A 17,900-nucleotide genomic window follows, 5' to 3' on the forward strand; every position below is an offset into this window, starting at 1 on the left:
CGTGCCCGCGGCAGGGTCTGCGCGGGCCCGATGCTCCCCCCGACCCGCCCGACCGCGCCGGTCCCGCCCGAGGGCACCGGTCCCCGACGACCGCGTGAGCGCGACACGACCGCGACGACCGCCAAGGAGAAGGCATGAGTGAGGCAGCCGCACCGGCGGGCGACATCCCCCCGTACCGGTACACCGCGGCCATGGCCGACGAGATCGAGCGTCGGTGGCAGGACACCTGGGAGCGGGAGGGCACCTTCCACGCGCCGAACCCGACCGGTCCGCTGGCCGACCCGGGCCACCCCCGGGCGGGCGCGGAGAAGCTGTACGTGCTGGACATGTTCCCGTACCCGTCCGGGGCGGGGCTGCACGTCGGGCACCCGCTGGGCTACATCGGCACCGACTGCTTCGCCCGCTACCAGCGGATGGCCGGGCGCAACGTGCTGCACGCGATGGGCTTCGACGCGTTCGGCCTGCCCGCCGAGCAGTACGCGGTGCAGACCGGCACCCACCCCCGCACGACCACGGTGGCCAACATCGAGCGGTACCGGGCGCAGCTGCGCCGGCTGGGGCTGGCCCACGACGAGCGGCGCTCGGTGGCCACCATCGACACCGACTTCTACCGGTGGACCCAGTGGATCTTCCTGCAGGTCTACAACTCCTGGTACGACCCGCAGGCGCGGCGGGCCCGCCCGGTCGCCGAGCTGACCGCCGAGTTCGCCGCCGGTGACCGGCCCACCCCCGACGGTCGGGCCTGGGCCGAGCTGAGCCCGGCCGAGCAGCGGCGGATCGTCGACGACCACCGGCTGGCGTACGTCTCGGAGGCGCCGGTGAACTGGTGCCCGGGGCTGGGCACCGTGCTGGCCAACGAGGAGGTCACCCCGGACGGCCGCTCCGACCGGGGCAACTTCCCGGTGTTCAAGCGCAACCTGAAGCAGTGGATGATGCGGATCACCGCGTACGGTGACCGGCTGCTGGACGACCTGGACACGCTGGACTGGCCCGAGTCGATCAAGCTGCAACAGCGCAACTGGATCGGCCGCTCCACCGGCGCGCACATCGACTTCGCGACCGGGACCACTGGTTCCGGTGGCGCGGGCGAAGCCCGCATCAGGGTCTTCACCACCCGGCCGGACACCGTCTTCGGGGCCACCTACCTGGTGCTGGCCCCCGAGCACGAGCTGGTCGACGCGCTGACCCCGGCCGCCTGGCCGGCCGGGACGCGGGACGCCTGGACCGGTGGGCACGCCGGCCCCCGGGAGGCCGTCGAGGCGTACCGGAAGGCGGCGGCGGCCAAGACCGACGTGGAGCGGCAGGCCGACACGAAGGAGAAGACCGGCGTCTTCGTCGGCGCGTACGCCACCCACCCGGTCACCGGCGCGCAGATCCCGATCTTCATCGCCGACTACGTGCTGGCCGGGTACGGCACCGGCGCGATCATGGCGGTGCCCGCCCAGGACGAGCGGGACTGGGCCTTCGCCGAGGTGTTCGACCTGCCGATCGTGCGGACCGTGCAGCCGGCCGACGGGTTCGACGGGAAGGCGTACACCGGGGACGGGCCGGCGATCAACAGCGCCGCGCCCGAGCGCGGCCTGGACCTGAACGGGCTGGGGGTGGCCGACGCCAAGGCGGCGATCATCGCCTGGCTGGAGGCCAACGGCCACGGCGTCGGCGCGGTCACCTGGCGGCTGCGGGACTGGCTGTTCTCCCGGCAGCGCTACTGGGGCGAGCCGTTCCCGATCGTCTACGACGCCACCGGCGCGGCGGTCGCGCTGCCCGAGGAGATGCTGCCTGTCGAACTGCCCGAGGTGGACGACTTCTCCCCGAAGACGTTCGACCCGGACGACGCCGCGAGCAACCCGGAGACCCCGCTGTCGCGGCGGCGCGACTGGGTCGAGGTGGAGCTGGACCTGGGCGACGGGCCGCAGCGGTACACCCGGGAGACCAACGTAATGCCGCAGTGGGCCGGCTCCTGCTGGTACGAGCTGCGCTACCTGGACCCGACCAACTCCGGGCGGTTCGTCGACCCGGAGAACGAGGCGTACTGGATGGGTCCGCGCGCCGAGGGCGACTGCGGGGGCACCGACCTGTACGTCGGCGGCGCCGAGCACGCCGTGCTGCACCTGCTGTACGCCCGGTTCTGGCACAAGGTGCTGTACGACCTGGGCCACGTGTCGTCGTTCGAGCCGTTCCGCAAGCTGTTCAACCAGGGCATGATCCAGGCGTACGCGTTCCGCGACTCCCGGGGCACGCCGGTGCCGGCCGAGGAGGTCGTCGAGGTCGACGGCCGCTGGTTCCACGGCGAGCACGAGGTGACCCGCGAGTACGGCAAGATGGGCAAGTCGCTGCGCAACGTGGTCACCCCCGACGACATGTGCGCGGCCTACGGCGCGGACACCTTCCGGGTGTACGAGATGTCGATGGGCCCGCTGGAGGTGTCCCGCCCCTGGGAGACCCGGGCGGTGGTCGGGTCGTACCGGTTCCTGCAACGGGTGTGGCGGGCCGTGGTCGACGAGCAGACCGGCGCGCTGCGGGTCACCGACGCGCCGGCCGACGAGGCCACCCGACGGCTGCTGCACCGGGTGGTCGACGGGGTCCGGACCGACATGGACGGCATCCGGTTCAACACCGCGATCGCCAAGCTGATCGAGCTGACCAACGCGGTGACCCGGCTGGAGCAGACCCCGCGCGAGGTGGCCGAGCCGCTGGTGCTGATGCTGGCCCCGTTCGCCCCGCACGTGGCCGAGGAGCTGTGGCGGATGCTGGGCCACGACACCTCGCTGGCGTACGCCGACTTCCCGGCCGCCGACCCGGCCCTGCTGGTCGCCGACACGGTCACCTACCCGGTGCAGGTCAACGGCAAGGTCCGGGGCCGGATCGAGGTGCCCGCCGACGCCGCGCAGGAGGCCGTCCGGGCGGCGGCCCTGGAGGCGGTCGCGTCCGCGCTGGCCGGCAAGGAACCCCGCAAGGTGATCGTGGTGCCGGGCCGGCTGGTCTCGGTGGTCGCCTGACGCTGCCGTCCGCCGGTGGCGGGAGACTCGCGTGGCCAGCCCGGCCGGTCGGCTTGTGGGGCCGCGGTAACGTGCGGTGACGGCGGGCCGGGGCAACTGTCGACGTGGAGCGGTATGCCCGAGAGTCATAAATATGACGCTCAGGCATACCGCTCACCCGACCCGACCATCCGCAGGGACCGTCCCGGGCTGCCGCCCGCCGCCTGGCTGTCGCCTGGGGCGCCGCCCACCTTCAGGCCGGTTCCGCCCGGTCAGGGGCGCGGGTCGGCGACCACGGACCGGCGGGCGCGCTCCGCCCGCCACCACTGGTACGCCAGCACCGCGCTGGCGATCAGCCCGAGGCTGGCCGGGGCGGCGGCGTACCAGTTGATGCTGCCGGGGGAACTGGCCGCCGCGCCGATGGCGGCGTAGCCGAAGGCGGTCGGGGCGGAGGCCAGCACGCTGCCGACCAGGAACGGCAGCACCCGCGCCCCGGTGGTGCCGTAGCCGTAGCTGACCAGCCCGAACCCGGCGATCGGCAGCATCCGTACGGTGACCACCCCGAGCACGCTCTGCCTGGCGAACCAGCCGTCGAGCCGGGCCAGCCGGCCGCGTACCCGCTCGGCGACGAACTCCCGGCCCAGCACCCGGCCGACGGCGAAGCCGAGCGCGGCGGCCAGCAGCGCCGCGCCGAGCGCGTACGCCGCGCCCTCCACCGCGCCGAACACCGCCCCCGCCGCCAGCGTGACGAAGGTCCGGGGGACCAGCGCCACCAGCAGCAGCGCCCCGACCACCACGCCCACCACGGGGGCGTACCCGCCGAGCGGGTCGGCCAGCCGGGGCAGCTCGGCGACGTCCGGGTGGGGCGTCACCAGCAGCAGCACCACGAACCCCGCCAGCATGACCAGCAGCAGGGCGAACCGACGTGCCGACGGCTGGCGAAGCAGCCGCCGGACGGCGGAGGTCACGGGCGGGCGGCGGACATCACGGGCGGGCGGCGGCGGCCACGGCGGCGCGGCGTTCGGTGCGCAGCCGCTCGGCCCAGGTGTCGTCCAGCGGCGGGAGCTGGTGCGCGCCGGTGGCCCAGCGCAGCAGCAGGTCGGCCAGGGCGGGGTTGCGGGCCAGCGCCGGCCCGTGCGAATACGTGCCCAGCAGTTTGCCCCGCCAGGCGCCCTCGGTGACGCCGTCGTTGCCGATCCCGGCACTGACCCGGGCCAGCGGCGACACGCCGGGGCCGAGGTGGGTGCGACCGCCGTGGTTCTCGAACCCGGATAGCGGCGGCACGCCCAGCCGGGGGTCGATCTCGCCGGCCAGCTCGCCGACCGCCCGGGTGGGACCCCGGTCGGAGGAGAGGTCGAGCAGCTCCAGCCCGGCGCACCGGGTGCCCTTGGCGAAGAAGGAGGTGCCGAGGAGCTGGTAGCCGGCGCAGACGCCGAACACCACCGAGCCCTGGGCGACCGCCCGGTGCAGGCCGCCGTCGGCGAGCAGCCGCTGCGCGCCGAGCGCCTGCGGGCCGTCCTCGCCGCCGCCGAGCAGGTAGATGTCGGCGGTGGCGGGCAGCCGCTGGTCGGAGCGGACCTCCAGCACCTCGACCGGCATCCCGCGCTGCTGCGCCCGGCGGGCCAGGATCAGCAGGTTGCCCCGGTCGCCGTAGGTGGAGAGCAGGTCGGGGTAGATCCAGACGATACGCAGGCTCTCAGTTGACACGGTCCAACTCCGCTCGGATGTCCTGGAAGGCGGTGTAGTTCGCGATGACCTCCAGCCGGCCCGGCGGGACCGCCCGGACCGCCTCGCCGAACGCCCGGACGTGCTGGAACGGCACCCCGTTGACGTCGAGCCGGACCGCCAGGTCGTACGCGCGGTCGCCGGTGATCAGCACCTGCCGGCCGCGCAGCGGGGCGAAGTCGACGTCGAACAGCCAGGAGGTGTCCAGCCCGTCGGGGTCACGGGCGTTGATGGACAGCAGGGTGGGCGCCTCGTCGGCCATGTCGAACGCCTCCAGCCAGCTGGCCGGGTTCTTGGCCAGCAGCAGCCGGATGTTGCGCCCGTCCCGGTCGACCTGGGCGTACCGGCCGGCGACCGAGGTGACCGTGTGCAGCCGGGAGACGGCGTCGACGGGGCGTACCCCGAACTCGGCGGCGACGGCCAGCGCGGTGGCGGCGTTGCCGAGGTTGACCTTGCCGGGGAGCTGGAGGGTCACCTTGTGCCAGGCCCCGGTGGGGTCGAGCACGCCGTCGTCCTCCACCGTCCACTGGGCGTCCGGGCGGCGCAGCGGGCAGCCGGTGCACCACCACTGCTCACCGGAACGCTGGATGGTGGAGCCGCACTCCGGGCAGACCCAGGAGTCGTCGTGCCAGCGCTGGCCGGCGCTGAACCAGGTGACGTGCGGCGGGCGGACGCCCTGCGCCGGGTCGGCCGGCGGGGTGGCCGCCCAGACCACCATCGGGTCGTCGGCGTTGGCCACCACCCGCACGTCGGTGTGCCGGACCAGCGCCGCGCGCCAGAGCTGCGCCATCATGGCGACCTCCTTGGCCCGGTCGAGCTGGTCGCGGGAGAGGTTGAGCAGGGCCACCACGTGCGGCTCGGTGGCCTCCAGCACCTGCGCGAGGTAGTGCTCGTCGACCTCCAGCACCGCGTACGGGGTGCTGCCGGCCTTGGCCAGCGCCGAGGTGTGCCCGGTGGGCATGTTGGCGCCGAACGAGTTGGTCGCGACCCGGCCGAGCACGCCGACGGCGGCGGCGCTGAGCCGGGTGGTGGTGGTCTTGCCGTTGGTGCCGGAGACCAGCGCGATGGCACGCCCGGCCGAGAGGTGGGCCAGCAGGTCCGGGTCGATCTTCAGCCCGATCCATCCGCCGATCACCGAGCCGTCGCCCCGGCCGGCGGCGCGCGACAGCGCCGCGGCGGTCCTCGACACGGAGCTGGCCACCTTCGCCCGCAGGGGCATCTTCGCGTCCGTCACGCGAGCGAGGTTACCGGACCCCCGCGCCCGCCAGATCGCCGCCGACGGCGAACCGTTCGGTCGGGGCGGGCCGGGCATCCGGTCGGCGGACGTTCCACCGGATGGAGTCGATCTATGTCGGGTAGCGGACGCGGCTGCGGCCCGGCGCGCCCCTCCACTCCGCTCCACCGGCTCTGACGTGCGGTTTTAGCCGCGACGGCGACGCGCCGGGGCGGCGATTCTGGTTGCAGGTGGAGGGAAGTGGAGTAGAGTGGGGCGCAATGGTGAGGCCGGGAGGGCCCACCGGCCCAGGGGGTCAGCGGCGCCGCGAACGCCGCTCAGGGCAAGGGGGTTGGGCCGATGTTTCTCGGCACCCACACTCCGCGCCTGGACGAAAAGGGCCGTTTGATCCTTCCGGCCAAGTTCCGGGACGAGCTGGCGGGGGGTGTCGTGATCACCAAAGGGCAGGATCGCTGCCTCTACGTCTTCCCCACGCCCGAGTTCCAACGGATCGCCGACCAGTTGCGCGCGCAACCGATGACGAACAAGGCGGCCCGGGCCTACAGCCGGGTCTTCTTCGCCAGCGCGCACGACGAGGTCCCCGACAAGCAGGGCCGGGTCACCATCCCGTCCCACCTGCGGTCCTACGCCGCGCTCGACCGGGACCTGGTGGTGATCGGGGCGTCCACCCGGGTGGAGATCTGGGACCGGACGGCCTGGGAGAGCTACCTCGCCGACAGCGAAGACGACTTCGCCGACATCGAGGAGGGGGTGCTGCCCGGCGGTCTGTAGGGCGTGGCGACGCCCGACGTACTGCGAGATCTCCAGCCGCTTTCGAGTTCCTGGCGCCCCTTCCCCGGTGCCAGGGGCACGATCTCCGTTCCGGGCGACGGCCCGGGGCCGGGGCGGGAGCGGATGGGGATCTGGCGGTACGACGGCACGGCGTCGTCCGACGAGCAGAGCGCGACACGACGAGACGTATTCCACAGTGGGGGTCGACATGGGGGAGCTTCGCGGCACGCACGTGCCGGTGCTGCTTGAGCGGTGTCTCGAGCTGCTGGCCCCCGCGCTGGACCGGGGCGGCCGTACGGTCCACGTCGATGCCACGCTGGGGTTGGCCGGTCACGCCGAGGCGGTGCTGCAACGGCATCCGCACACGGTGCTGATCGGCCTGGACCGGGACACCGAGGCTTTGGCGCACGCCCGGGTCCGGCTGGCCCGGTTCGCCGACCGGATCCACCTGGAGCACGCCGTCTACGACGAGTTGCCCGAGGTGGTGGAACGGCTGGGCTACCCGGGCGTCGACTCGGCGCTGTTCGACCTGGGCGTCTCGTCGTTGCAACTCGACGCGCCCGACCGCGGGTTCGCCTACGCCCAGGACGCGCCGCTGGACATGCGGATGGACCAGACCCGGGGGGTGACCGCCGAAGAGGTGGTCAACAGCTACTCCCATCCGGACCTGGCCCGGGTGCTGCGGGTCTACGGCGAGGAGAAGTTCGCCGGCCGGATCGCCTCGGCGATCCTGCGGGAGCGGGAGCGGGGTCGGATCACCTCCTCGGCCCGGCTGGCGGAGCTGGTCAGGGAGAGCATTCCGGCACCAGCGCGACGAACCGGGGGACACCCGGCCAAGAGAACGTTTCAGGCTTTACGGATCGAGGTAAACAGGGAACTGGCGGTGCTGGAGACGGCGCTGCCGGCTGCCCTCGACAAGCTCAACGTGGGCGGTCGCCTGGTGGTCCTGTCCTACCACTCGCTGGAGGACCGGCTCACCAAGCAGGCGCTCGCCGACCGGGTCCGCAGTAAGGGCCCGGTCGACCTTCCGGTGGAACTCCCCGGGTCGGGTCCGACGTTCCGGCTGCTCAGCCGGGGCGCAGAACTCGCCGGGGAGGCCGAGGTCGCCGCGAACCCGCGGGCCGCATCCGTGCGGCTGCGGGCGGCGGAGCGACTCGACCCGGCCACCGGGCAGCAGGGGCGGACCGACCGCGAACGGTCCGGCCGACGGGTCAGGGCGATGCACCAACCGGGCACGGGGTCGACGCGGGGTTCCACAGTGGACCTGGAGTCGACCCCGGGGGACGGCAGGACTGACGAACAGGGGGAGGGGACATGAACGTCAACAAGCGTGACGGCCGCGACGCGGTCGTCGGGCAGCGCGCACCGCGGTCGGGGGGCCGGACCACGGCGCAGCGTACGACCCGTACCACGACGCCGGCGGACCTCACCGGTCGAGCGGGGCAGGCGCGCCGGGGGGCGCGCGAGTTCCCCACCCAGGGCAGCGCCGCGTTGCGGCCGGCGGAGCAGCCGGCCACCCGTACCGCCACCACCGCCGCCGGTTCACCCCGGCTGCGGGTGGCGCCGCCGCCGCCGGTCCGGGTGCCCCGGGCGCCGTTCGCGGCACTGATCGTGGTGCTGGTGGTCGGCGGGGTGCTGGGCATCCTCGCGGTCAACACCAAGATCAACGAGAACGCGTTCAAGCTCCAGCAGCTCCAGCAGCAGCAGGCCCGCCTCGACGTCGACCAGCAGCAGCTGGAGAAGGAGATCGAGGAGGCCAAGGAGCCGGGCAACCTGACCGCCGAGGCCCGCAAGCTGGGCCTGGTCGAGGCGGGCGAGCCGGCGTACATCCGGCTGCCGGACGGTCGGCTGATCGGCGTGCCGCAGCCGGCCGACGGGCAGCCGGCGATCACCAGCCAGCAGGGCAACGGGGGGTAACGCCCGTGCCACCGAGATCCGACGATCCGCGCCGGGACCCCACGGGCTCCCGGCGCGGATCGGTTCGTGGCGGGGCCGCCCGGGGCGGCGGGCCCCGGACGCCGGAACCGCGCACCCCCGAACCGCGCACCCCGGAGCAGCGCGGCGGGGAACCCCCGGCCGCCGGGCCCCGCGCCGGTGAGCCCCGGGGACAGGGCCGCGCCGGTGAACCCCGCACCGGGCAGCCCCGGACCGGGGACGTCGGGGGGATCTCCGACGCGCGGGCGTACACCCCCCGGGGCCGGACCATCCGGGAGAGCAGCGAGGACCGGGGCGGACAGCGGCGTACCCCCCGGGCCGGCCGCTCCGGCGACCCGTTCCGCCCCGCGCTGCAGGTGCTCGACGGCGGTCGGGCCGCCGCCAACCGGGCCGGCCGGCGGGAGGCCTCCCCGACCGGGCGCACCGGCGTCATCCGTACCGTGCCGCCGCGCGCCGTCCCCGACGACGACGAGTTCGCCGAACCGACCACGCCCCGCCGCCGTCCCGGCCGCCGCACCGACACCCCTGGCCGGGGCGCCCCGCGCCGGACCGAGGCACCCCGGCGCACCGACCGGCCCGCCGGGCGACGGCCGGTGCGCAAGCCGCGCCGCCCGCCGAAGCTCGCCGAGCCGCGTCGCCGGCTGCGCCTGGGCACCATGCTGGTGCTCGCGGTCTTCGCCGTGATCGGCATCCGGCTGGTCGTCCTGCAGGCCGTGGACACCCCGGCGTACGCCGGTGGCGGCGTCGACAACCGGCTCACCCGGATCGACCTGCCCGCCCCGCGCGGCTCGATCCAGGACCGCACCGGCGCCCCGCTGGCCCGCAGCGTCGAGGCCCGGTACGTGTTCGTCGACCCCACCCTGGTCAAGGACCGCACGGAGACCGCGAAGCTGCTCTCCCCGCTGCTCGGCGTCCCCGTCTCCGAACTGGCCGAGAAGATGAAGCGGAAGGGCGGCCTGCAGTTCCGCTACCTGGCCCGGGGCGTCGACATCGCGCGGGCCAAGCAGATCGAGGCGCTCGACCTGGCCGGCATCGGCACCCACCGCGACGAACGCCGCGAGGTGCCCGGCGGCGACCTGGCCGCCAACCTGGTCGGCTTCACCAGCCAGGACATGGACGGACTGGAGGGCCTGGAGGGCCGCTACGACGACGTGCTGCGCGGGCAGGACGGCCGCCGGGTGTACGAGGCCGGCCTCGGCGACCTCAACGCGCCCATCCCCGGCGGCTACAGCCAGACCACCGACCCCAAACCGGGCAGCTCGCTGGTGCTCACCATCGACCGGGACCTCCAGTTCCAGGTGCAGCAGATCCTCAGCCGGCAGATGGCGCAGACCCGGGGTGCGATCGGCGCGGCGGTGGTGCTCGACGTCAAGACCGGTGACGTGCTGGCCCAGGCCAGCAACCCGACCTACAACGCGGCCACGCCGGAGCAGAGCCGGCCCACCGACCGGGAGGACGCGGCCACCAGCTTCGTGGTCGACCCGGGCTCGGTGCACAAGGCGATCACCTACGGCGCGGCCCTGCAGGAGGGCATCATCACCCCGGACAGCGCCTGGCCGGTCGCCAACACCATCACCCGGGGCGACGTCACCTTCCGCGACACCCACCCGGCCGACGGCAAGAAGCTGAGCGTGGCCGGGATGCTGGCCTACTCGTCCAACGTCGGCACCATCGAGGTCGGCGACCGGCTCGGCCCCGACCGGCTGATCGACTACCAGAAGCGGTTCGGGCTGGGGCAGCCCACCGGCGAGGGGATGCCCGGCGAGGCGTCCGGGCGGCTGCTCCCGGCCGACCAGTGGAGCGGCTCGTCGTACGGGTCGGTGCCGATCGGGCACAGCGTCGACGCCACCCCGTTGCAGATGGCCGCCGCGTACGCCACCATCGCCAACGACGGGACCTACGTCCAGCCCCACCTGATCAAGGAGGTGGTCGGGGCGGACGGGACACGCACCCCGTCCGCCGCCCCGGTCACCCGCTCGGTGCTCAGCCCGCAGAACGCGGCCGCCCTGCGCACCCTGCTGGAGGCGGTGACCACCGTCGACGGCGCGACCGGCCTGGCCGCCGCGGTGCCCGGCTACCGGATCGCCGGCAAGACCGGCACCGGGCTGCGGTACGTCGACGGCAAGCAGCAGCCCGGCGAGGTGGGGTCGTTCATCGGGATGGCCCCCGCCGAGGCGCCCCGGTACGTGGTGGCGGTCTTCGTGTGGAACCCCGAGGGCGGTGGCGGCGCGGTCGTCGCCCCGGCGTTCCGCGAGATGATGGGCTTCACGCTGCGTCACTACCGGGTCCCGCCGTCGAGCGGGAAATCCCCCAACTTCGAGGTCTTTCCGCGCTGACCGGGAACGGCGGGACATCATCGGTGAGTGCCGACGAACCACCGGGGCGGCTGTGCGGCCGGAACCGGACGACCGGGTAGGGTCTGACGCCGTGCCCGGCAATCCACGCCCCCGTACCGTGCCCGGAGTCCGGCTCGGCGACCTCGCCGACCGGCTCGCCGTGACGCCGCCGGCCGACGCCGCCGCGCTGGTCGTGACCGGGGTGACCCACGCCAGCCAGGAGGTCCGCCCCGGCGACCTGTACGCCGCGCTGCCCGGCGCCCGCCGGCACGGCGCCCAGTTCGCCGCCGCCGCCGCCACGGCCGGCGCGGTGGCCGTGCTGACCGACCCGGCCGGTGCCGTGGCGGCCGGCGCGACCGGGCTGCCCGTCCTGGTGACGCCCGACCCCCGGGCGGTGCTGGGCGAGCTGGCCGCCGCCGTCTACGGCGACCCGACCGACGGGCTGACCGTGATCGGGGTGACCGGCACCGCCGGCAAGACCTCGACGGCCTACCTGATCGAGTCCGGGTTGCGCGCCGCCGGCCACGTCACCGGCCTGATCGGCACCGTGGAGACCCGGCTGGGCGACCTGGTGACCGACAGCGTGCGGACCACCCCGGAGGCCACCGACCTGCACGCCCTGCTCGCCGCCGCGCGGGAACGCGGGGTGACCGCGGTGGTCATGGAGGTGTCCAGCCACGCCCTGGCGATGGGACGTGTCGGCGGGGTCCGGTTCACCGTCGGCGGCTACACCAACTTCGGCTCCGACCACCTCGACTTCCACGCCGACTCGGCCGACTACTTCGCGGCGAAGGCGAAGCTGTTCGACGGGCGCTGCCGGGTCGAGGTGCTCAACCACGACGACCCGGCGTTGCGCCCGCTGTACCGGCCGGCCACGGTCAGCTACTCGGCGGCCGGCGACCCGACCGCTACCTGGTGGGCCGACCGGGTCGACGGCGAGGGCTACGCCCAGCGGTTCACCGCCCACGGCCCGGACGACCTGGTCCTGCCCGCCGGGGTGGCGCTGCCCGGCCGGCACAACGTGGCCAACGCGCTGCTCGCGATCGCCTGCCTGGTCGCCGCCGGGGTCGACCCGACGACCGCCGCCGCCGGGGTGGCCGCCTGCGGCGGGGTGCCCGGCCGGCTGGAACTGGTCAGCGGGGACGCCCCGGTGCGTGGCGTGGTCGACTACGCGCACAAGACCGACGCCGTGGTGGCCGCCCTGGCCGCGCTGCGTGACTCGGGCACCGGCCGGCTGATCTGCGTCATCGGCGCCGGGGGCGACCGGGACCGGGGCAAGCGTCCGGCGATGGGCGCCGCCGCCGCCCGGGGCGCGGACGTGGTGCTGGTGACCGACGACAACCCGCGCACCGAGGACCCGGCGACGATCCGGGCCGAGGTGCTGGCCGGGGCGTACGGGGCCGAGGCGGCCGCCCGGATCGTCGAGGTGCCGGGCCGGCGGGAGGCGATCGCCGAGGCGGTGCGGCTGGCCGGGCCGGGTGACGTGGTGGCGCTGCTCGGCAAGGGGCACGAACGCGGTCAGGAGATCGCCGGCGAGGTGTACCCGTTCGACGACCGGACCGAGCTGGCGGAGGCGTTGCGCGTCCGCTTCGGCGACCTGGCGGGTCGACGGTGATCCCGCTGAGCCTGGCCGAGGTGGCCGCGGCGGTCGACGGCCGGCTGCACGCCGCCGACCCGGACACCCGGGTCACCGGCCCGGTCGAGTTCGACTCCCGCAAGGTCGTCGCCGGGGCGTTGTTCGTGGCGTTCCCCGGCGAACGGGTCGACGGGCACGACTACGCCGCCGGTGCCGTCGCCGCCGGCGCGGTGGCGGTGCTCGGCACCCGGGAGCTGCCCGGGGTGCCGATGGTGCTGGTGGACGACGCGCTGGCCGCGCTGGGCCGGCTGGCCCGGGCCGTGGTGGACCGGCTGCCGGGGCTCACCGTGATCGGGTTGACCGGGTCGTCGGGCAAGACCACCACCAAGGACCTGGTCGCGCAGCTCGCCGTCCGGCTCGGCCCGACGGTCGCCCCGCCCGGATCGTTCAACAACGAGCTGGGCCACCCGTACACCGCGTTGCAGGCCACCGACCAGACCCGGTACCTGGTGATGGAGAAGGGGGCGCGCGGCGTCGGGCACGTCCGCTACCTCTGCGACGTGGTGCCGCCGCGGATCTCGGTGGTGCTCAACGTCGGGGTGGCGCACCTGGGCGAGTTCGGCTCGGTGGAGAACATCGCCCTGGCCAAGGGGGAGCTGGTGGAGGCGCTGCCGGCCGACGGGCTGGCGGTGCTCAACGCCGACGACCCGCTGGTCGCCGCGATGGCGTCGCGCACCGCCGCCCGGGTGGTCCGCTACGGCGAGTCGGCCGACGCCGACGTGCGCGCGGTGGACGTCACCCTGGACGGGCACGGCCGGCCGGCGTACACCCTGGTCACCCCGGAGGGGACGGCCCCGGTGCGGCTCGGCCTGACCGGCCGGCACCAGGTCTCCAACTCGCTCGCCGCGGCGGCGGTGGCCCGGGAGCTGGGCATGCCGCTGGCCGAGCTGGCGGCGGCCCTGGGTGACCTGGGGCTGGTCTCCACCCGCCGGATGGACGTCTTCACCCGTCCCGACGGGGTGACCGTGATCGACGACTCGTACAACGCCAACCCGGCCTCGACGGCGGTGGCGCTGCGCGCGCTGGCCGGGATGCACCGGGGCGGGCGGACGTTCGCCGCGCTGGGCTACATGGCCGAGCTGGGCGCGTACGAGGACGAGGGGCACCGGGAGGTCGGCCGGCTCGCGGCCGAGCTCGGTGTCGACCGGCTGCTCGTGGTGGGTGAGCCGGCCGCGCCGATCCACGAGGGCGCGACAGCGGTAAGTGACTGGGGAGGAGAGTCGGTGCTGCTCACCGATCAGGCGGCGGCCGTCGAGGTGCTGCGCAGCGAGCTACGACCGGGCGACGTCGTCCTGGTGAAGGGCTCCCGGTACCGGACCTGGGAGGTGGCCGACGCGCTGCGGGCCGACGTCCCGGGTGACGGGGCCGGCGCGGGGGGTGCCGCGTGAGGGCGGTCATCGTCGCCATCGGCGTGGCGTTCCTGGTGTCGTTGCTGGCAACCCCGCTGGCGATCAGGGTGTTCGCCCGGCTCAAGGCCGGCCAGCCGATCCGGTCGAACCTCGGGCTGGCCAGCAACGAGGGCAAGAAGGGCACGCCGACGATGGGCGGCGTGGTGTTCATCCTGGCCACGGTGATCGCGTACGTCGCCGGCCACCTCGCCCTGACCACCCTGCCGGACGCGCAGATCGCCCAGGTCGAGCCGACCATCACCGCCCTGGTGCTGCTGGGGCTGATGGTCTTCTCCGGCGCGGTCGGCTTCATCGACGACTTCCTCAAGGTGCGCAAGCGGCACAGCGGCGGGCTCAACAAGCGCGGCAAGCTGTTCGGGCAGATCCTGGTGGGTGCGGTCTTCGGGGTGGTCGCGCTGTACTTCCCGAGCAGCATGACCGACGCCAGCGGCGCGACGACCAACACCGAGACCGTGGGCAGCACCACGCTGAGCTTCATCCGGGACATCCCGGCGCTGGAGATCGGCAAGGTCGCCTCGGTCATCGTGATCATCATGGTGGTGATGGCGGCGACCAACGGGGTCAACCTGACCGACGGCCTGGACGGGCTGGCCACCGGCGCGTCGGTGATGGTGCTGGCCGCGTACGCGCTGATCGCGTTCTGGCAGTACCGGCACTGGTGCGCCGACCCGACGTACACCGCCAACCCGAACAACTACTGCTACGCCGTCCGGGACCCGCTGGAGATCGCGCTGATCGCGGGGGCGGCGGCCGGGGCCTGCGTGGGCTTCCTGTGGTGGAACACCTCCCCGGCCCGGATCTTCATGGGCGACACCGGCGCGCTGGGCCTCGGCGGGCTGATCGCCGGGATGGCGATGTCCACCCGTACGGTGCTGCTGCTGCCGATCCTCGGCGGGCTCTTCGTGATCATCACGATGTCCGTGGTGATCCAGATCATCTCGTTCCGCACCACCGGCAAGCGGGTGTTCCGGATGTCCCCGCTGCAGCACCACTTCGAGTTGGCCGGCTGGAGCGAGGTCAACATCGTGGTCAGGTTCTGGATCATCGCGGGCATCGGGGTGGCGATCGCGCTGGGCCTGTTCTACAGCGACTTCCTGGCCAGCATGGGCTGACCGGCCGGCGTACCGGACGGGGGTTCCTCTACCGGAGGGGCCCCCGTTTCGTATTTCGACACGCCGACCGGGGGGAACGGCCGGAACGGGCCGCCCGCAGCGGCGATGATGGGCGGGTGGGGGAGGACCGAGGCACGAGCACCGGGACGACGACGGAGACCCAGCCGCGGCGGGCCGCGGGGACGGGACGTACCGCCGACCCGCCCGGCGGGCTGTCCGGGCTGGGCCCGGCCGGCGGCCTGGCGGCGCTGCGCGGCCTGCTGGCCCGCCCGCTGACCTCCTACTACCTGCTGCTGTCCAGCGCCGGCCTGCTGCTGCTGATCGGCCTGACCATGGTCTTCTCGGCCACCAGCGTGCGCGACTACGCCGAGGCCGGCGACGCCGCCGCCTCGGTGACCAAGCAGGCCATCTTCGCGGTGATCGGCATCGTCGCGTTCTGGGCCTGCCAGCGGCTGCCGGCCACCACCTTCCGTTCGCTGGGCCGGCCGCTGCTCGGGGCGGCGGTGGTGCTGCTGCTGGTGCTCAACCTGCTGGTGGCCCTGGACGCGCTGTTCGGCCTGACCTCGCTGGGGCCGCTGCGGGCCCACCTGCTCTGGCTCTACCTGGGGCCGATCCAGGTGCAGCCCGCCGAGCTGACCAAGTTGGCGCTGGTGCTGTGGGGCGCGCACGTGATCGCCCGCAAGGGCGCCGCGCTGGGCTGGTGGCGGGAACTGGCCACCCCGCTGTTCCCGGTGGTCGGCCTGCTGTTCGTGCTGGTCGGCTACAACGACCTGGGCAGCATGCTCTGCCTGCTGGCCATCGTCGTCGGGCTGCTCTGGGCGGCCGGGGTGCGGCTGCGGGTCTTCGCCGCCCTGTCCGCGGTCGGCCTGGTCGGGGTCGGCCTGCTGATCGCGGTGGCCTCGCTCGGCGCCGGCTCCGGGGCGCGCGGCCAGGAGAACTACCGGTTGGCCCGGCTCACCTCGTTCCTCGACACGCCCGACCCCAAGGTCTGCGTCGAGCAGGCGCTGGAGGGCTGCTGGCAGATGGTCCAGGCCCGCAACGCCATCGAGCACGGCGGCTGGTTCGGCGTCGGGCTGGGCAAGAGCAGCGTCAAGTTCGGCTGGCTGCCGGAGGCCCACAACGACTTCATCTTCGCCGTCATCGCCGAGGAACTGGGCGTGGTCGGCTGCACCGTCATCCTGGTGCTGTTCGCCGTGCTGGCCTACACCGGGCTGCGGATCGCCCGCCGGGTCGCCGACCCGTTCCGCCGGCTCGCCGCCACCGCCGTCACCGCCTGGCTGGTCGGCCAGGCCGTGATCAACATCGGTGGGGTGACCAAGCTGCTGCCGCTGACCGGCGTACCGCTGCCGTTCATCTCCGACGGCGGCAGCGCCCTGGTCGTCACCCTGGCCGCGGTGGGCATGCTCGCCTCCTTCGCCCGCGCCGAACCCGACGCGGCCCGAGCCCTGCACGCCCGTCCGCCCGCCCGATGGGTCCGACTAGTCTGGGCCCCGTTGCCGCCGCTTCCCGGTGCGCGGAGCCGACCGGCGTCGCCACCGGCTGCCCCGGGGTCCGTACCCCGGGCGCGCGGGCGGCGACCCGACGATCAGGCCGTACCGCGCGGCGTCCGGCAGGACCGGACCCGGGGCGGGCCGGCGAGCGAGAGGAGACGCTGATGGGTCCGCTGCGTTCGGTGGTGCTCTGTGGAGGGGGCACCGGTGGGCACATCTACCCGCTGCTCGCCTTCGCCGACTGCCTGCGCCGACACGACCCGGGCGTCCGGATCACCTGCCTCGGCACCCCCAAGGGCCTGGAGAACGAGCTGATCCCGCCGGCCGGCTACGACCTGCGGCAGATCCCCGCCTACCAGCTGCCCCGCTCGGTCAACATGGGCCTGGTCCGCACCCCGGACCGGATGTGGAAGGCGGCCCGCGCCGCCGGCAAGGTGATCGACGAGGTCGCCGCCGACGTGGTCGTCGGCTTCGGCGGGTACGTCTCCGTCCCCGGCTACCTGGCCGCCTGGCGGCGCGAGATGCCGATCGTCATCCACGAGGTGAACGTCCCGCCGGGGGTGGCCAACCGGCTCGGGATGAAGTTCACCAAGAACATCGCGGTCGGTTTCCCGCACCAGCCGGCCCAGGCCGAGGCGCTGCGCGACGCCCGGGTGGTCGGGGTGCCGCTGCGCCGGGGCATCGCCGGGCTGGACCGCAACGCCGTGCGGGCCGCCGCCCGCGCCCACTTCGGACTCCGCCCCGACCTGCCGGTGCTCTTCGTCGCCGGTGGCTCGCAGGGCGCCCGGTCGATCAACCTGGCGGTCTCCGGCGCGGCCAAGGAACTGGCCCGCAACGGCGTGCAGGTGCTGCACGTGATGGGCGCCCGCAACGAGCCGGTGCCGATCCCCACCGACCTGCCGGTGCCGTACGTGGCGCTGCCCTACCTGTCCGAGATGGAGCTGGGCTACGCCGCCGCCGACCTGATGCTGGCCCGGGGCGGGGCGATGACCTGCGCCGAGGTGGCCGCCATCGGGCTGCCCACCATCTACGTGCCGTACCCGCACTCCAACCAGGAGCAGAAGCGCAACGCGCTGCCCGTGGTGGAGGCCGGCGGCGGGCTGCTCGTCGACGACGCCGAGCTGACCCCGGCCTGGTTGGAGCGCACCGTGCTGCCCCTGCTGCGCGACCCGCAGCGGCTGTACGCGATGGGCGCCGCCGCCGCCGCGTACGGGCGACGCGACGGCGACGTGGCCCTGCTCAACTTCGTCTACGAGGCGGTGGCCCGGTGAGCC

At 74.2% G+C, this 17,900-nt stretch carries 13 protein-coding genes; 10 read left to right on the top strand and 3 right to left on the bottom strand.

Features of this window, described 5'->3' with window-relative positions:
- Nucleotides 1-134: 134 nt before the first annotated feature.
- On the top strand, nucleotides 135-2,999 hold the full coding sequence (leuS, locus tag B5D80_RS07365) for a leucine--tRNA ligase (protein WP_088643030.1): 2,865 nt from the start codon (nucleotides 135-137) through the stop codon (nucleotides 2,997-2,999).
- A gap of 251 nt (nucleotides 3,000-3,250) precedes the next feature.
- On the opposite strand, the gene B5D80_RS07370 is transcribed toward leuS, so the two are convergent.
- The 3 genes from B5D80_RS07370 to B5D80_RS07380 are packed head-to-tail and all read right to left on the bottom strand — an operon-like array spanning nucleotide 3,251 to nucleotide 5,922.
- Complete coding sequence (locus tag B5D80_RS07370) at nucleotides 3,251-3,946, bottom strand: TVP38/TMEM64 family protein (protein WP_245854315.1); 696 nt, start codon at nucleotides 3,944-3,946, stop codon at nucleotides 3,251-3,253.
- 16 nt (nucleotides 3,947-3,962) lie between these two features.
- Nucleotides 3,963-4,685 carry a type 1 glutamine amidotransferase gene (locus B5D80_RS07375; RefSeq protein ID WP_088643031.1) on the bottom strand — a complete coding sequence of 241 codons (723 nt, stop codon included), beginning with the start codon at nucleotides 4,683-4,685 and terminating at the stop codon, nucleotides 3,963-3,965.
- A complete protein-coding gene (locus B5D80_RS07380; RefSeq protein WP_088643032.1) occupies nucleotides 4,675-5,922 on the bottom strand; it encodes a MurT ligase domain-containing protein in 1,248 nt (415 codons plus the stop codon). Before B5D80_RS07380 ends, B5D80_RS07375 begins: the two co-directional genes overlap by 11 nt.
- 354 nt (nucleotides 5,923-6,276) lie before the next feature.
- On the opposite strand from B5D80_RS07380, the gene mraZ reads away from it, so the two are divergent.
- The 9 genes from mraZ (at nucleotide 6,277) to murG (ending at nucleotide 17,897) form a co-directional block, all read left to right on the top strand.
- Nucleotides 6,277-6,708, top strand: coding sequence for a division/cell wall cluster transcriptional repressor MraZ (gene mraZ / locus B5D80_RS07385; protein ID WP_088643033.1), 432 nt, complete (start codon nucleotides 6,277-6,279; stop codon nucleotides 6,706-6,708).
- A gap of 208 nt (nucleotides 6,709-6,916) precedes the next feature.
- On the top strand, nucleotides 6,917-8,026 hold the full coding sequence (rsmH, locus tag B5D80_RS07390) for a 16S rRNA (cytosine(1402)-N(4))-methyltransferase RsmH (RefSeq protein ID WP_088643034.1): 1,110 nt from the start codon (nucleotides 6,917-6,919) through the stop codon (nucleotides 8,024-8,026).
- Nucleotides 8,023-8,625 (top strand): cell division protein FtsL, encoded by a 603-nt coding sequence (ftsL, locus tag B5D80_RS07395; protein ID WP_088643035.1) that lies wholly within the window; start codon nucleotides 8,023-8,025, stop codon nucleotides 8,623-8,625. Before rsmH ends, ftsL begins: the two co-directional genes overlap by 4 nt.
- A 374-nt stretch (nucleotides 8,626-8,999) precedes the next feature.
- On the top strand, nucleotides 9,000-10,979 hold the full coding sequence (locus tag B5D80_RS07400; protein WP_425437174.1) for a peptidoglycan D,D-transpeptidase FtsI family protein: 1,980 nt from the start codon (nucleotides 9,000-9,002) through the stop codon (nucleotides 10,977-10,979).
- A gap of 52 nt (nucleotides 10,980-11,031) precedes the next feature.
- A complete protein-coding gene (locus B5D80_RS07405) occupies nucleotides 11,032-12,594 on the top strand; it encodes a UDP-N-acetylmuramoyl-L-alanyl-D-glutamate--2,6-diaminopimelate ligase (protein ID WP_088643037.1) in 1,563 nt (520 codons plus the stop codon).
- Nucleotides 12,591-14,003 (top strand): UDP-N-acetylmuramoyl-tripeptide--D-alanyl-D-alanine ligase, encoded by a 1,413-nt coding sequence (locus B5D80_RS07410; protein WP_088643038.1) that lies wholly within the window; start codon nucleotides 12,591-12,593, stop codon nucleotides 14,001-14,003. The genes B5D80_RS07405 and B5D80_RS07410 overlap by 4 nt, the downstream gene beginning before the upstream one ends.
- Nucleotides 14,000-15,136 (top strand): phospho-N-acetylmuramoyl-pentapeptide-transferase, encoded by a 1,137-nt coding sequence (gene mraY / locus B5D80_RS07415; protein ID WP_088643039.1) that lies wholly within the window; start codon nucleotides 14,000-14,002, stop codon nucleotides 15,134-15,136. Before B5D80_RS07410 ends, mraY begins: the two co-directional genes overlap by 4 nt.
- A gap of 239 nt (nucleotides 15,137-15,375) precedes the next feature.
- Nucleotides 15,376-16,791, top strand: a complete 1,416-nt coding sequence (locus tag B5D80_RS07420; RefSeq protein WP_088643135.1) for an FtsW/RodA/SpoVE family cell cycle protein — start codon at nucleotides 15,376-15,378, stop codon at nucleotides 16,789-16,791.
- Nucleotides 16,791-17,897, top strand: coding sequence for an undecaprenyldiphospho-muramoylpentapeptide beta-N-acetylglucosaminyltransferase (gene murG / locus B5D80_RS07425; protein WP_088643040.1), 1,107 nt, complete (start codon nucleotides 16,791-16,793; stop codon nucleotides 17,895-17,897). Before B5D80_RS07420 ends, murG begins: the two co-directional genes overlap by 1 nt.
- Nucleotides 17,898-17,900: the final 3 nt, after the last annotated feature.

This window comes from Micromonospora wenchangensis, assembly GCF_002210435.1.
Classification (GTDB): domain Bacteria; phylum Actinomycetota; class Actinomycetes; order Mycobacteriales; family Micromonosporaceae; genus Micromonospora; species Micromonospora wenchangensis.

Coding starts and splice junctions, on each gene's coding strand:
- leuS (WP_088643030.1), top strand. CDS start 135: ATGAGTGAGGCAGCCGCACCGGCGGGCGACATCCCCCCGTACCGGTAC.
- B5D80_RS07380 (WP_088643032.1), bottom strand. CDS start 5,922: ATGCCCCTGCGGGCGAAGGTGGCCAGCTCCGTGTCGAGGACCGCCGCG.
- mraZ (WP_088643033.1), top strand. CDS start 6,277: ATGTTTCTCGGCACCCACACTCCGCGCCTGGACGAAAAGGGCCGTTTG.
- rsmH (WP_088643034.1), top strand. CDS start 6,917: ATGGGGGAGCTTCGCGGCACGCACGTGCCGGTGCTGCTTGAGCGGTGT.
- ftsL (WP_088643035.1), top strand. CDS start 8,023: ATGAACGTCAACAAGCGTGACGGCCGCGACGCGGTCGTCGGGCAGCGC.
- murG (WP_088643040.1), top strand. CDS start 16,791: ATGGGTCCGCTGCGTTCGGTGGTGCTCTGTGGAGGGGGCACCGGTGGG.